This window comes from Streptomyces sp. NPDC085460, from assembly GCF_044541975.1.
In the GTDB taxonomy this organism is placed as follows: domain Bacteria; phylum Actinomycetota; class Actinomycetes; order Streptomycetales; family Streptomycetaceae; genus Streptomyces.
Window position 1 is genome coordinate 25,054 of sequence record NZ_JBITTO010000016.1, and the last position, 15,473, is coordinate 40,526.

Annotated in this window: 9 protein-coding genes; 4 read left to right on the top strand and 5 right to left on the bottom strand. The window is 68.1% G+C overall.

Annotated elements, in window-relative coordinates; translation table 11 throughout:
• Window positions 1–8: 8 nt before the first annotated feature.
• Window positions 9–2,888 carry an N-6 DNA methylase gene (locus ACIGHB_RS31020; protein ID WP_399917868.1) on the bottom strand — a complete coding sequence of 960 codons (2,880 nt, stop codon included), beginning with the start codon at window positions 2,886–2,888 and terminating at the stop codon, window positions 9–11.
• Between the two features lie 453 nt (window positions 2,889–3,341).
• On the opposite strand from ACIGHB_RS31020, the gene ACIGHB_RS31025 reads away from it, so the two are divergent.
• Both ACIGHB_RS31025 and ACIGHB_RS31030 read left to right on the top strand, forming a co-directional pair.
• The gene (locus ACIGHB_RS31025; RefSeq protein ID WP_399917698.1) at window positions 3,342–5,189 is read left to right on the top strand and encodes a DEAD/DEAH box helicase; all 1,848 of its coding nucleotides are present in this window, start codon (window positions 3,342–3,344) and stop codon (window positions 5,187–5,189) included.
• Window positions 5,152–5,841, top strand: a complete 690-nt coding sequence (locus tag ACIGHB_RS31030) for a hypothetical protein (RefSeq protein WP_399917700.1) — start codon at window positions 5,152–5,154, stop codon at window positions 5,839–5,841. The genes ACIGHB_RS31025 and ACIGHB_RS31030 overlap by 38 nt, the downstream gene beginning before the upstream one ends.
• 45 nt (window positions 5,842–5,886) lie before the next feature.
• On the opposite strand, the gene ACIGHB_RS31035 is transcribed toward ACIGHB_RS31030, so the two are convergent.
• The 3 genes from ACIGHB_RS31035 to ACIGHB_RS31045 are packed head-to-tail and all read right to left on the bottom strand — an operon-like array spanning window position 5,887 to window position 10,691.
• The gene (locus tag ACIGHB_RS31035) at window positions 5,887–7,944 is read right to left on the bottom strand and encodes a hypothetical protein (RefSeq protein WP_399917702.1); all 2,058 of its coding nucleotides are present in this window, start codon (window positions 7,942–7,944) and stop codon (window positions 5,887–5,889) included.
• Between the two features lie 51 nt (window positions 7,945–7,995).
• Window positions 7,996–9,999, bottom strand: a complete 2,004-nt coding sequence (locus tag ACIGHB_RS31040) for a hypothetical protein (protein WP_399917704.1) — start codon at window positions 9,997–9,999, stop codon at window positions 7,996–7,998.
• Window positions 9,996–10,691 (bottom strand): hypothetical protein, encoded by a 696-nt coding sequence (locus ACIGHB_RS31045; RefSeq protein WP_399917706.1) that lies wholly within the window; start codon window positions 10,689–10,691, stop codon window positions 9,996–9,998. Before ACIGHB_RS31045 ends, ACIGHB_RS31040 begins: the two co-directional genes overlap by 4 nt.
• Window positions 10,692–10,907: 216 nt before the next feature.
• On the opposite strand from ACIGHB_RS31045, the gene ACIGHB_RS31050 reads away from it, so the two are divergent.
• Window positions 10,908–11,720 (top strand): hypothetical protein, encoded by an 813-nt coding sequence (locus ACIGHB_RS31050; RefSeq protein WP_399917708.1) that lies wholly within the window; start codon window positions 10,908–10,910, stop codon window positions 11,718–11,720.
• A gap of 51 nt (window positions 11,721–11,771) precedes the next feature.
• Here ACIGHB_RS31050 and ACIGHB_RS31055 read toward each other — a convergent pair whose 3' ends face one another.
• The gene (locus ACIGHB_RS31055) at window positions 11,772–12,863 is read right to left on the bottom strand and encodes a TniQ family protein (protein ID WP_399917710.1); all 1,092 of its coding nucleotides are present in this window, start codon (window positions 12,861–12,863) and stop codon (window positions 11,772–11,774) included.
• A gap of 196 nt (window positions 12,864–13,059) precedes the next feature.
• Between ACIGHB_RS31055 and ACIGHB_RS31060 the strand changes: the two genes are divergently transcribed.
• Window positions 13,060–15,420, top strand: coding sequence for a Helicase associated domain protein (locus tag ACIGHB_RS31060; RefSeq protein WP_399917712.1), 2,361 nt, complete (start codon window positions 13,060–13,062; stop codon window positions 15,418–15,420).
• The last annotated feature ends 53 nt before the right edge of the window (window positions 15,421–15,473 follow it).

A 15,473-nucleotide genomic window follows, 5' to 3' on the forward strand; every position in this document is an offset into this window, starting at 1 on the left:
GCCGAAGGTCATGGCGTACCCCATGCGCGCAGTGCGCTGAGAACAGTGTCGCTTTCCAGTTCGTGGCCCCGGTCCAGGCTCTTGAGGAGAGCGGTGGAGTTGTTCAGACGGTCGGGGTAGTACAGCTCGGGTGCCAGGCAGGTGGGGCAGTCGCTCAGGAGGCAGAAGGGAGTGAGGGGGACGGGCTGCTCCTGTGGCGTGACGAGGTAGAGACGGTCGTCGGCCAGCGGGTGTGCCGTGTCGAAGGCGACGGGAGCGAAGTCGGGATGGTCTCCCATCAGGGAGGGGCCTGAGACGCGGAACTTTCCGGTGTCGGGCAGCCAGCGGAGCTGCTCCGCGTGAACCCAGCGGGTGGTCGCGAGGAAGGCGCACCCCGAGAGGCTGCTGAGCATCAGCTTTTCGATCTTCTCCAGGCTCTTCTCGAACTCGGCGCGGGTCCGCGGCCCAGCTCCATGGCGGATCTTATTGCGAAGAGCGATCAGCTGGTCGAGGTCTGCGATGAGGCCCTTGCCGCCCTTTTTGCGGGCTGCCGCCTCGACGAGCCCTGCGGCGGCATCACCGTGTTGGCGGAAGTCCTCGACCACGGCCTTGAACGTCCCCACCCAGTGACCCAGGGAGACACCACCGCGTGCGACGGACTCTTTCCACTGGTCGATCTGAGACAGGTCCACACGTCCGCGATCCGCCGCCAGCGCGAGCGACATGATGCCCAGGGACAGGATCAGCGACTCGGCACACTGGATCGCCGCCTCGTGCTTCTCCGCCAGAGACCGTGAGTGCCGGAACTTGCGCACCGCTCGGGCTATGGCATAGGGGTACGACTCCTGGAAGAGCTTGTAGGGGTCGTTCTGCCGGCGCAGGCTCTGCGCGGTCAAAGAGCTGATGGAAGCCGCCTCGTCCAGACGCCCGCGCCGGGACGAGCTGGTACCGCTCTCGAAGATCCGCATGCGCATGCGCTGCAGCTCGCCCTGGATGCGTGCGGCTTCCTGCTCGCCTTCCTCGAGCATGGAAAGGGAAGCGCGGATGTCTGCCGCGGTGCCGTCGCACCGGGGGACCCAGATGTCAGCCATTCCTGCAGCCCTGACGCGCGGGATGGTTCCGTATTTCGGAAGCTGCTCTTCGGCCAGAGGGCTCGCCATGTAAGCCGCCACGTACTCCAGCGGCAGGAGTTCTTCGGTGAGGCGGACGACCAGCAGGCCTTGGCCTGGCTGCACCCCGTCGTATTCACCCGGCAGGATCGTCCAGTGACGGGCGCCGGCCAGATCACGCCCCACGATGTCGCCTTGCTGCAACCGGTGCCGTGGGTCGCGGGCGTCCCGGCGGACGGGGAGGTCGGCCACATCAGGCAGCGTGCTGGTCAGCGCAGACGGGGTCAGAACCCGGCTGCGTATTTCCGCCTCCGTGTTCGACTCCTTGTCGATGTCGGAGGTGCTGATAGATCCACCGAAGACCTGAGCGAAGTCACCCAGCCGGATGCCGTCCTGAGCCGACTGCTGAGCCACCTGGATCTGCCGGAAACGTGCCAATGACAGCTCATATCCTTGTTCCGAGATCTCTTTCCTTGAGACGCAGAAGCTCTGCTCGGACCGGGAGCGGCGACGCTCGCTGCTCCTGCGCTGAGACCAGCGCTTCAACACGTCCGGCAGATTGTTGCGAGTGTGGTCGGCAGCATCAAGCGTGCTGTCCGGAGTGGGCCCGAGCTTGTCCTCGGCCAACAGCGGGGTGCGCCGGCTGTCCAGGCTCCATCCATCTGACTTGACCTCGTAGAACCACACTTCCTCAGCCGGACCCGCATCCTTCGTGAAGAACAGGATCGACGTCTGGACCCCGGCGTACGGATGAAACGTGCCGGTGGGCAGCTGAACCACGGCTTCCAGGCCGTGCTCCTCGACCAGCCGACGGCGCAGTTCGATGTGAGCCTTACTTGAGCCGAACAGAACGCCCTGAGGAACAATGACGGCCGCGCGCCCCTGAGGCCTCAACAACGTCAGGGCCGCGGCAAGATGGAGCAGCTCGGCCTTCTTCGTACGGACCACATCAAGCAGGCCCGGCGCGACGTCCCCGGTATCGACGCTCCCCGCGAACGGAGGGGTGGACAGAACGAGGGAGGCACACCCGTCCCCTGTAGTTTCCCCCTTGTGTAGAAGGTCCCGATAGCGCAGGTCGGTGCTCTCGAAACCCTGGAGCATCAGCCGCATGCTGCTCACGCGAAGCATGGTGATGTCGATCTCGAATCCGTGGATCCTGTCACCTCGGGCCGCAGCGGCCCCCTGCGTCGAAGCTTCAGTACCGTGCTGCCGAACGTACTGGGCGGCAGAGAACAGGAAATCGCCCGCCTTGCAGGCGGGATCGTATACCTCGTCGCCGGGACCGGGCATGGTCATCGCGACCATCAGGTCGACCAGCTGGCGGGGGGTACGGAACGCTCCGTAGCGGCCTGCGCCGCTGACCTGGTCGAGGATGCATTCGTACAGTTCACCCGCGCGGTGGGGCTCCGCCGACAGCGTCTCTTCCAGCAGGTGGGCGGCCTTGGACAGAAGGCTGGGCTTCGGGATGGTGAAGCGGGCGTCCCTGATGTGCTGTGAGTACGCCACCCCGTCGAACGTTTGGCGACGCAGCCAGGGAAACACCTCGTCGGCAACTGTGGCGAACATGCGCTGGGGTGTCATACGGATCAGATGCGACCAGCGCAAATGCTGCTCGTCCGCAGAGAAGATCGGCCCCCTTTCTGGTGTCCTACCCTGCTCCCATGCCAGCTGCAGTTGATCCAGCTCGCGGAGATAGAGAAGGTGTGAGACCTGCTCAACGGCCTCTCCAGGGTTGGAGATTCCTGCACTCCAGAAGGCGTCGAAGAGCCGGGCAGCGGTGTGTGCGAGACCGTCATTCATCACGCAGCGCAGACTACCGATCCTGTGCGCGGACCCGCGTCGACCACTTCGTACTCCGTGGACACGGCCTGCACCCAGGCGCCGTACCTGGGCTTTGTCCCAGCTACCGACTGTCCTGGAAGTCCGCCTCGGAGGGGGAGGGGGCCTGAGGTGTGGGCGTTTCTGGGCGGCTTGCGGATCGCAGGGCGCTTCCTTGCCGTTTGGCCCATGGTCGTTCTGAAGCCACGGGCCGATGCGTCAACGTTGCTCCGATATCCCCCTGTTCAGGGGAACCGTCACGCTGGGTGTTGCTAGGAGCACTCCGGCGTCCTCAAGATGATCTACGAAGCGGGGCCGGGCAGCCCCCGGACCTGACCTGTGGTGCCGTGTCGTGCTCGAGCCCCGCATGCGGCGGGTACGCCACGCGTACTGATCTTGGCTTGCCGCGCAGTCCTAACATGGGGGAGTACAGCGATGCCCTGGCCGCAGCTTCGTACCTGTCAGCAGGAAGCCTTCGACCAGTACATGGCCGACCGCAAGTACAAGCGTGAATGGCTGGCCATGCTCACGCCCGGAGCCGGCAAGACCATCTTCGCCCTGTACGTGGCGGCCACCCTCAAGCAGATGGGCGTCATCTACCGGGTCGCCGTCTACGTTCCCAGCGACTCCCTGCGCCAGCAGTGGGCCGACGTCGCCTCCGTGTTCGGCCTCGAACTCCTGCCGGTGAGGTTCCCCTCCGACTACAACGACCACGACTCCGACGGCTTCGTCGCCACCTACGCCCAGATGAACCCCGCGGGCGCCGAACGTGCCGCCCGCGCGATCACCTCCGCGCCGACCCTGGCCATCCTCGACGAGGTCCACCACCTCGGCGACGACAAGACCTGGGGCGCCGGAACCCAACGCGCCCTCACGCACGCCGAGAACATCCTCATGCTCACCGGCACACCATGGCGCTCCGACGACGCCCGCATCCCCTGGTGCTCCTACGACGAGGAGACCGGCCGGGTCCAGGTCGACTTCGCCTACGAGTACGGCAACGCGGTCGCCGACAGCGTCTGCCGGGCCGTGGAGATCCACGCCTACGACGGCCAGGCCCGCTACCTCGACAACGCCACCGAGGTCACCAAGTCCCTCAAGGACACCAGCAAGGGCCGCGAACTCGGCAAGATGTTCAACGCCGTGTTCGACCCCGCCCAGCAGTGGACGCCCATGCTCCTGGAGAAGGCCCACCGGCTGCTCGTCGACCGCCGCCGGGATGTGCCCGATGCCGGCGGCCTAGTGGTCACCGACAACAGGGAAACCGCCAAAGCGATCGCCAAGCTTCTGACACGGATCAGCGGCGAGGAACCCACCGTGGTCATCAGCGAGGACGAGGATGCCGTCGCCAAGCTCGACGCGTTCCGCCACGACGGATCGAAACTCTGGCTCGTGGCCATCCGCATGGTCTCCGAAGGCGTCGATGTTCCTCGCCTGATGGTCGGCTGCTACCTCAGCCGCTGGAAGACACCCTTGTTCTTCCGCCAGTACGTCGGACGCTTCGTCCGTACCCGGGCCGAGTGCCCGCCCCACTACGACGCGCACATCATCATCCCGGCCGTATCCGTTCTGATGGAACTGAGCACCGAGATCGAGCAGGAGTTGCGCGACCAGCTCGACCGGTTCGACGACGACGAACTGGACGCCGACGACGACACCGGACCCGCCGGCCGTGAGACCGCCGCATCCATCCCTGAACAGCGCCAGGAAGCCGCCGCACAAGCCGTCGCCGAGCAGGTCGAACTCTTCGACATCGACGGCAACCCCACCTGCGAGACCGACCGGGCCTCAAGGGACACCGTCATCCTGGAAGCAGGCGGCGCAGAGTTCTACCGGTCCGACCGCCGGGGCATCGGGCAATCAGCCGAGATCTACCTCCCCGGCCATCAAGCCTGCATCGACCACAACATCCCCACCACCTACGCCCGCAACATGGCCGAGCTCCTCGTCAAGCAGCGGCCGGCGCCGCCAGACACGAGCGCACCGGCCACGACCGCGACACCCGTCCTGCCGGCCTACAAGAAGAAGGACATGGTCCGGGCGGAAGTCGACCGGCACGTCGACCGCCTGGCCCGCATGCAGAGCCGACGCGCAGGAAACGACAGCAAGCAAGAACGAGGAAGGCGACAGACAACGATCAATACCGATCTGATGCGACGCTTCGGCGCCAGGCCGGACTGCACAACCTCTACGCTCAAACGCATCCTCGACCACCTGGCCACGGAGATCCGAAAGGAAGCAGCTCGTGACCGCACACGACACGGAAAAAACCGGGTCAGGTGAGCTGAGAGAACGCGGGCAGCTTGTTGCGTCCCTCGGCTCCTCGCTCCGCTCCGGCGCCAGCTCACTCGGCACCGTCCCCAAGCTCCTGGAACAACTGCTCACCACAGGCGGATGGAAAGACTTCGTCACCAGGCTCGGCGATCACATCACCTACGACGACGACGAGTTCGCCGAGTTCGTCGAGACCCTCCCTCTCCAGGGCCTCGGCGCCGACCTCGGCGTGGTGGAGCGCCTGATCGGCCCCCGCCCCGACCTCCTGGCGATCCTCTACGAGCTGACACCCCCGAACAGCCCGGGCCGCCCCAAAAAGGCGAACAATGTACAGAGTTTCTGTGACGCCGCCGAGCACACCGACCAGACGCTCCCGCTCCCGCCTGCCCGCAGGAAGGCCCCGACCGGCAACAGCGCCGAGAACATCATGCGCAAGCTCGCCAGGGAACGCCCCGACCTGCTCCAGGAAGTCACAGAGGGCCGCATGAAGCCCTACACGGCAGCCGTCGAGGCCGGATGGCGCAAGCCTCAGACGACCATCGCGCTCAACGACCCGGCCGCCGTCGCACGCACCCTCTTGGACAAGCTCGGCGCCGAACAGGCCCAGCAGGTGTGCAGCGCGCTGACCCAGCTGGTAGCCGAGCAGACCACCAGCACCTAGCCACACCGCTCCCCAAACGCAGCCCGGAACGCCCCCAGGCAGATATCAGCTGGCCGGCATCCGCAGCGCCGAGGGGGTGGGACGGCCGATGGGCAGGACGCCGACCACGATGAGGCGGGGCACCTCGGTAGCGCTGCGGGCGTAGCGGGTTATCCACACCCGGTCGTCGAAGTCGGAGTATCCGGCCGCGTGACTGCTGTGATCACCGACCAGCAGGATGCCGAACGGTGGCCCTGTGACCGTGTAGTTGGCGGCCTGGGCGAGATAGTCCCGCTCCACGGCGTTGCGCTCGGCTTTGGTCTTGCGCCGTTTCACCTCGATGACCAGACGCCGCCCGGGCTCCGGGGTGTAGGTGACATCGGTGCGCCCCGAGGCCACGTCAATGACCTCTCGCTGGACGGTGCCCGGAGTGAGCAGGCCGCTGAGGTGCTGGTGGATGTCGTCCTGCACCGCCTTTTCCTGCCACATCCCCGCAGAGCCGTCAGGCTTGTTCGGCGCCGGTCCCAGGTAGGCGGTTCGGTCGCCGTACAGGTCGGCCTGCCCGTCGAACCGGTCGTGCAGGAAGCGCAGGAAGTACCCCAGCAGCACGGTGAAGTAGGTGCTGTCCGGGGCTTTCCATGCCGGGCTGGTGCGAAGGACTTCGAGGAGAGAGTCCATCTTCTCGTCGACCCGGGCATGACCGGTGGGGGTGAACCCGCGGGCCGCCTGCTGCACCAGACCTTCCAGACGGTCGAGGAGAGTGGGATCAATCCCGTCTGGTACCGGTGCGGAGCCAAAAAGAGTGCTGAGCCCAGGACGTCCTTGCAGTGCTTTTCCCGGCACCACACCTTCGGAGCCGGTTGCGAGCGCGCGCCCCCGCTGTGCCGCGGCGAGGAGCGCCTGGGCGTCGGGATGACCGGAGAACGCCGGATCGATCGAGAGAGCCTGCTGGAGGTGGTGGAACAGCCCTTCCCTTCGGATGAACGGCGCCTCCACCGCAGGCGGGATGAGCAGCGCGAGACCGCCCCCGTCAGGAGCCGGGCCGACCATACAGCTGTGAACGGAACGACTGGCCTCATAAACCCCCAGAAGGTCACCCAGCGCGGTGGTGGGGGAGTACCAGCTGGGCTGGTCCAGATGCCCGGCCGCAGTCCGCAGACCGTGCACCAGCCGGGCCCAGGCGCCCTGGGCCAGACCCCGGGCGCTGAGCCAAGGAAGCTCATACATGCGGCCGCGCCACGCCTGCAACTGCGCCACAGCCGTCTCCAGACGAGCGGCCCCCGCCTCCACCTCAAGCCGCGAAGGTCCGGCATCCTTGTCGAGGCTGGCAGAGAATGCCAACACACACTCCACGGCGGCCGCATACGCGCGGGCGTCCAGGCGCGCCTCCTGCGTACGGTCGAGCTCGGTGAACCGGAACAGAGCCCGGCGCATCGCCTCGGCCGCCTCGGCACGGTCGGACGCTCCCAGCGCCCGGCGCAGCTCACCCACCGCAAGTTCGAAGCCCGCATCCGACCGGGCGGCAGGAGACAGCGAAGACTGGTTCTCCAGCAGGGACAGGACATCGAGGAGACCGGCGTCGGGGAAGTGGTCATGTGCGACCCCGATCAGCAACGGCAGGCGCTCCAGGGCTTCTGCGGGCTCCTGGCCCGAGATCTCCGTCAGCAGCAGAAGCAGACGGTGCGGACTGTCCTGGTCGGCCACGCACAGGCGCAGAAGGCCCGCGATCGCCGGCTGCGCGAACGCAGGCCCGACGTCACCGCTCAGAGCGTCCTCGGCCTGTGCGGCCAAAGACCGTGCCGCCTGCCGGCCCATGGCGTCCAGCAGCACGGACGACGAGCACAGCACGTCCACCGCCTCTGACACGACCCACGCCGCGTACGGCTCCTTCAGCCCCCGCACTGCTGCCGCGGTCAGGGCCTCACGTTCCGGCCCGGGCAGACCGGACGCGCCCTGAGCCAAAGCCTGCAGCAGATACGGCAGCTGCGGCCCGCGGGCAAGTGTGTCCGCTTCCCGCAGCACCGCGGGAGCGCCGCCGAGGTCGGCGAGAGTGGGGCCGGCGTCCAGCTGAGCCTCATCGGCCTGGGCCGCCCACTGCTGAAGGGCTTGCTCGACGTCACTCACCGCCACACCCTCCGTCTCCCCGCCATCAGCATCGCTCACCCACCCGCCATGCTAGAACAAATGTTCCCTACTGCTGGTGATGAGGCGCTCTTGGGGCACCAGGCCCTCCACCAGCTCCGGCTGCGCCGTCGTCAGGACCACCTGCAGCCCAGGCAGCTCCTTTGAGAGAGCCTGCAGCTCGGCGATCAGCGTGCGCGCCGGCACCTCCGTCACCTCCTCGGCCGCCACTGAGTCGATCAACAGCAGACCAGGATGCGTGGCGACACCCCGCGCGGCACCCACCCGCAGCAGTGCGATGACCGTCGCAATCCGCATCCGCAGCCGATCCCCGCGGCTCAGCCGCTTGAACGCTGTCTTCACACCCGCCTTGACGGCATTGACGTGCCCCGCCCGGTTCAACCGGACACTGTCCAGGTGCTGCACACCGAACCGGGCCGCCAGCTCCACGATCTGCGCATCCATCGCAGGGAAGAGCCGTCGCGCCGCCGCCTCGACATGCTGGCGCACCACCTCGTGCGCCGTCTCCAGCGCCGAACCCGCATCCGCGCCGTCCGCCGCCCCCGCTTTCGGCCGCAGGCCTGTGGCGGCCAGCTGCCCCTGCAGCACCGCTGCCCGAAGCTCCAGCTCCCGCAGTTTGTGGTGTACCCCGGACACCGCGAGAACATCCTGAAGAGCGGCATGAGCCGACCTCTGCGCGGCCTTCGCCTGCTCGACCTCCGCCTTGGCGGCATCCCGCAGATCCCGCGCCTTGCCCTCCGCCGTCTCAGCCGCGGACAGCTGCGTCCGCAGCTGCTCCAGCGCCGCCTCCGCCGTCTGCGCATCGACCTCCGGCAGCGTTCTCGTGCACACCGCGCACGACGCACTCTGCCGTTCCTGGATCCGCCGCTCAGCCTCCAGCGGCTCCTCGCAGCGAGGGCAGCACACCGGATCCAGCCGCCCCAGCACCCGGCGGGCCTGCCACGTCTCCTGCGTGTCCATCAACGCCTGCTGCGTCCGGACCCGCCCAGCCGTCAGCTCCGCCAGAGCCTGCTCAAGCCCGTCCAGCTGTTCCACCCGGTCCCGCAGCCGCTCACCGGCTCGGTCCGCGGCTGCCAGCAGAGGTGTCACATCGCGCCCCTGTTCCTCCCGCAGCTCCGCGATGCTGCTCTGCAGCATCGTCAGCTCCCGCTGCCATGCGTCCCGGTCAGACTTGCGCGCCACCGCGTCACCCTCTGCGCGCCGTTCCCGCTGGCGCACCAGTTTCGTCTCCCGCTTGCCGGCGACCGCCAGCTGGGTGAGGGCAGTGCTGTAGGGGACGTCGACGAACAGCTCCAGCAGCCTGCCCGGCAACCCGGCCGCGCTGACGTCGCCCAGGAGGATCTCCTCGCCACCCGGATTGAGGTAGCACGCCCCGAAGTACGAAGCCCAGCCGTGGACCTGCGCGGCGCCCTCACCGTCAGCGCCGCCCTTGCCCTGCCACATGGCGATGTGGTCCATGCGCAGCGCGTCCATCAAATGACCGGAGATGACCCGGCCGATGTCCTCCAGTCCCGACGCCTCGGCGACCAGGCGCAGGTCCTCATCGGCGGAGTCCAGCAGCTCGTCCTCGGCATCGGCCGTCCAGATGCGGCACGTGGCTGCCGGACGGGCCGCAGGCGTGAACTCAAGGGAGATCCGTGTGGGGCGGCCGGCGACCATCACGTCGACCGACAGTGTCCGCAGCCAGGACCGGACATCGGGCGGAAGGTCACGAGGCGTCCCGCGAAGCGGCCACACCAGGCACTCCAGCAGGCTCGTCTTGCCCGCACTGTTGGCGGGGTGGGCGATGACCCACACCCCCGGGCCGAAGGACTGCTCGAAGTCGAATCCCTCGCCCGAGTGCTTCAGTCCGCTCATCCGCAGCCGCAGCACAGTCAGACGCCGGTCGGCGGGCACCGGGCCTTTCAAAGTGATGGACGCCTCGCGCAACGCCTCCTCGACCTGCTCGGGCCGCAGACCGACCAGGCCGGCCACTTCTTCCAGCAGCTGTCCAGGGCCCGGCGCCAGCGGGCCGGAATCGGAACCAGACATGATCACGAGGTCTCCTCGTCCGCAGCGGGCAGGGCAGCAGGCGACCCGGCACGCAGGCGGGCCAGCCGCTTGCGTGCCTGGTCGGTGATGGGGGCGATATGCCGGCCGATCACGGTGTCGGCGTAGTCCTTCAGCAGGTACTGGCGGTTTTTCAGCTGGGTTCCCCCCAGCCCGTCGACCAGCGCGACCAGCTGCTTGGTGCGGGTGACGTACCACTCCAGTGCCGGAGCCTCGCCCGTCAGATCACCTGCCACCTCGCGTCCGCGCTGCAGCAGGAAGTACACGTGCTCCGCCACACGGTTCGTGCCCAGGATCTGGGTCTTGCTGATGAGCCCCTTCTCCACCAGAGGCGCCAATGCCTCGTCCAGTTCCTCGAATGCCCCGAAGCGGTGCCGGAGCATGGGGAACCGCCGAAGATCCGGTTCCTCGGAGCCAAGGATCTCCTCAGCCAGATCCAGCAGACCGCCGTCGTCTCGATGTGCCTCGTACTCGTTCATGAGCTCGAAGGCAAGATAGTCCGGATACCGCAGCCAGAAATCCAGCTTCTGCAGACGGACCTGCGTCCGCACCACTCCCACCGCGGTGGCAGGAGCCGGCAGGCCTGCGGGCACCGGCTTCGCCGACGCATCGATCAGGAGCAGCAGCCGGACCGCATCCTGCCACCGGCTCGCCCGGCGTACACCGTCCGCCAAAGCCATCAGCTCCTTCCCTACACCTGTGCACGTGATGATCCCAGCCCACCGACAACAGCCGATCACAAGCGGCCAACCGCACAGCTTCCCGGCCCCCTGTGGCTCCCAAGTCCTTTTCCAGCCACCGATTCCAGCCCCGGCTCTGCCACGGGCCCCCTGCCCGTGACACCCACATCCGTCAGGTCCCCACCTCCCACGAACCACGGATTAGGTTGTGCACCCATGACCACCGCATCAGCCCAGCTCCCGGCCCACGGCATCGAAACCGTACGCATCATCGCGGCCCATGACGGCGGCTTCGCTCAGGTCGCTCACTTGTCCTGGGCGCCACCGACGAACCCGGGCGACGCGAGTCTTTACATACGCCCCTACGTGGGCGAGGGATGGACCGCATACGGCTCCGTCACCCCGGCCGTGGCTCCAGACCAGAGCGTCAACGTCGAGGCGGAGCGCCACAGGGACGCGAAGTTCGGCGAATTGAAGATGTCGCTGCACGGCAGTGGACAGACTCACGTCTGCATCGGGCCTCGCGCGAAGAACAACCGGCTCCCGGCCGTGATGGGCCGCCCTCTTCACGATCCCTCTGGCGGCCACATCGCCTCCATCACCTGCTTCGACCTCTCAGGCCTGCCGCTTGTCCAAGCTCCCTCCACACAGGCGCCCGATCTCGATCTCGTCGTGCCTGCTCCCGGAGAGGGCGGTACGTCCAAGCTGAACGTCGCCCTGTTCTCCGGCACCGATGAGCAGGCCATGCGAGCCCAGTACCCCTGGCTGGCTACGGGCCCTCTCATCCGGTTCGACCGGACAGGTTTGCCGACCCCGGTCTTCTTCGGACTTCGCTGCGGCTACTTTCCCGGTCCGCAGAGCAGCACGCCCGGCGTCACCGTCGTAGGCGGCTGGGGCCCTGGCGCCCAGCCGAACGACCCCATCCCCATGGTGTCGATCTGGGCCACGCCCGACCCTGAACAGGGATGGGCCACGCCCGACCCTGAACAGGGATGGGCCACGCCCGACCCTGAACAGGGATCTGAGTGAAAGCCGGTTCAACGCGCGCCCTCAGTGCCCCGGCCTTCCGCACCCGCATGATCAGGCTCGGCCCGCGACGGACCAGACCATCGTCTCGTCCGCTTCCGGGGGCTCGTCGCCGAACCGCCACGGCAGACACGTGATCCGTTCCAGGTGAGTGTCTGATGCGGCGTCCTCGTGAGGCTGCGGCGCGGGCAGTCGGCGCCACTTGCCCTGTACCGGCCGGCTGACGCTCCGGTGCAGCGGGGGCATGCTGTGATGCTGCATCCAGATCCCCACAGGCGCCAGCGCGAGATCCGCGGGCATCTGCCACTCCTCCAGCATGGCGCCCACGGCAGCAAGCCACGCCCTGTCGTGTTCGACACTCCAGGTGCCCCGCATGCGACGGCGTTCCCGGGCCGTGAGCATCCACGCCAGTCGCATGGTCTCGGGGTAGGACACGAGCGGCGCCAGGCGAAGGTCCCCGCCGGACTCCTCGCCCAGGAGCCGCCCCCGCGCTTCCCACGCCGGCGGGCTCAGCTCGGGGATGCTCCACCACAACGCCGTGATGTGCAGGGCATCGGCGAACAGGGCGCGCCCGCCGGCACCGAGCCTGCGCTCCAGATCCGCCCGGTCACGGTGCGCCCGGACCACCTCGGGCACGTGTTGCAGCGGCAGCCAGGTCGCACCGTCCTCACGGAGGTTGTCCAGCCACCGGTGGTGCCGGGCGCACACTCTCCACCGGGTCACCGACACCAGGTACACATCCGACGGATGCCGCCTGGCCGCGGCACACAGATCGCACGCCCGCACGAGAAAGACGTCCCTAGCCTCCCACTGCGGCCACCTCCACACCGGCCCCGGCCCCGCCTCTAGCAGGCGATGGGGCGCGAGGCTGGGCAGCGCCCGCTGCAGGACCTGCGGATGGTGCGCGGTCAGTGCCGCCAGCCGCTCGAGCGCGCCCGGGTTGAGGTACACCTCGGTGTATCGCGGATGCATCGCCTTGCCGCCCTCGCCGACGAGGCCCATCAGGTCGTCCAGCGGCACGTGGTTGAGCTGTGCGAGCCGGCCGAGAAACGACCCCGTCGACTCGTCCGCGATCAGCCGTGCCTGCCGCGGCAGCCGCTCCGGTGCCCTCCACACCTTGCGGCGCGCCGTGCTCTTCCTCGCCACCCGCCTCAGCCCCCCTCACCCGCTCCAGTTCGGCCGGAGACAACCCCAGAATGTCTCAGACTCCCCACGCCACCAGCGATATCCGGCCGGATTCCCAAGGCCCCCGACTTGCCGCTGGACCCGCCTCATACGGTGCATTGTCAGCACCACACCGGGTCCCAGCGAGGGTGTCCGGCAGCGATCCCGAGGAACCCACGTGACACCCGATTTGCCGCGCCTGCGTCCGCACCAGACCGAAGCCGCCGACGCAGCCCTGGCCGCGTTCGCATCCGGCGAGCGCCGCGCCACCGTGGTGTCGGCCTGCGGAACGGGGAAAACGCTCACCGCCGCCCACATCGCCGACCAGACCGCGGGGGACGGCCACGTCCTGGTGGTCGTCCCCACCCTGGAACTCCTCGCCCAGACCATCCAAAGATGGCGCGAGGCGGGCCGGGGCGGCATGGCGATCGGTGTCTCGTCGATGAGGCAGACGACGAGCGGCCTGAGCGGCGAGCAGGCGATCATGACTACCGACCCGGACGCTGCCGCCCAGCTGTTGAAGCGGGCCCGCGCAGCGGTGACCGTCTTCGTCACCTACGGCTCCCTGCACCGCATCCGGCACCTCCACGAGCGGCACCGGATACCGGCATGGGACCTGGTCGTGATCGATGAGGCCCACCGCGCCACGCGACGCTCCGACGAAGGATGGGGCGTCATCCACGACGACGCGCAGATCCCGGCGAAGCTCCGCCTCTACATGACCGCCACCCCGCGCATCTTCCGCACCCCCGCACCCGCGAGCGGCCTCTCCTCGCTGTTCGAATCCATGCCCGACGCCACCATGGACCGCGTCGACATCTTCGGCCCCACCGTCTACCGCCTCGGCCTGGCCGACGCCATCGAACGCAAAATCCTCGCCGACTACCGCGTCGTCATGCCGGTCATCGAAGACACCGACCTGCGCACCATCCTCACCGCACCGCCCGCCGGCACCAGCCACCACAACGGACTGCGCACCGCGGCCCTCCACGTCGCGGTACTGCGCGCCATCGCCGACCACGACCTGCGGCGCGTCCTGGTCTTCCACAACCGCATCGCCGCCGCCCACGCCTTCGCCAGAGCCCTTCCCGGCACCGCCGGCCAGGTGACCGGCGACCTGACGATCCCCGACCTGTGGTCCCACGCCGTCGACAGCACACAAAAACCCTGGCAACGCCGACGGCTGCTTACGGACTTCGACGCAACCAGCCGGCGCGCGGTCCTCAGCAACGTCCGTGTCCTCAACGAAGGTGTCGATATCCCCGCCATCGACGCCGTCGTCTTCGCAGCCGCCCGCAAAAGCGTCATCGACGCCATCCAGTCCATCGGCCGCGCCTTGCGCCAGCAGCCCGGCGAGGGTAAGAAAGCCACCCTCGTCATCCCCGTCTACCTGCCCGACGGGGCCAGCGCCCACGACGTCCTGGCCGGCACCAGCTTCGGCGGCCTGTGGAACATCCTCCAAGCCCTGCGCGCCCACGACGACACCTTCCTCGACCGCGTCGCCATGCCCCACTCCAGCGGCTCCACCAGCCGTCCCACGCGTAAAGTCCACTACCACCTGCCCGAACGCGCCCTGGAGATCGCCCACGCTCTCGGCCTGGAGATCACCCTTCCCCCAACAGGCGACTGGGACCAGGCCTACACCAGCGCCATCTCCTACCACGGCACCTACGGCCACCTGGACGTGCCCGCCCACTACACAGGCCCGGACGGCTTCGCGCTGGGGGAGTGGATCGGCAACCAGCGCACCCGGCACACCATCGGCCGCCTCAGTCCCGAACACCGAACCGCACTCGACGACCTCGGCATGCTGTGGCTCCCGCCCGAAGGCGACTTTCCCCGCATGCTGGACCACGCCCGGGCCTGGGCCACCCAGCACGGACACCTCGCACCACCCCACGACGCCACGCACGGCGGCCACCGCGTGGGCCGCTGGATCGCCGAATGCCGGCGCAAAGCCAAAGCCGGCATTCTCACCCCCGCCCAAGTGCAGGCCCTCACCGATATCGACCCCTGGTGGAACCCGCCCTTCACCGTCACCTGGCGCCGCTTCTACGCCCACGCCAAAGCACACGTCGAACAGCACGGCAACGCGCACGTTCCCAACGCCTACAAAACCCCCGACGGCGTTCCTCTGGGGCAGTGGATCAGCCGTCAGCGCAACCACTTCCACACCCTGCACCCTGCCCAGGCAGAGCTCCTGCTCGCCATCCATCTCGGTCCCTACGTCGCGAGCATCTACCACGGCCCCCGCGGCACGGAACGGGACCAGGAGTTCCGCGAGCACCTCCAGGCGGCAGTCGCCTACTTCACCCGCGAGGGGCACCTCAGCGTCCCGGCCAGACACGTCGAGATCCTGTGGAGCGACCACCCCGTCCGCCTCGGCGCCTGGATCCACAAGATCCGAAAAGATCCCGGGAGCCTGACGGAGGAAGAACGCCAGGCCCTGGAGCGTGTGCACATGGTGTGGGACCCGCAGCTGGGCGCCCGCCGCACACCCCCAGCGGACCTCATCAGCACAACGCCCGGCCGGTCCTGACCTCTCATCCGCGGGCGGCGCGCCCGCCCGCGTGCCGTGCCGGCGGGCACCGT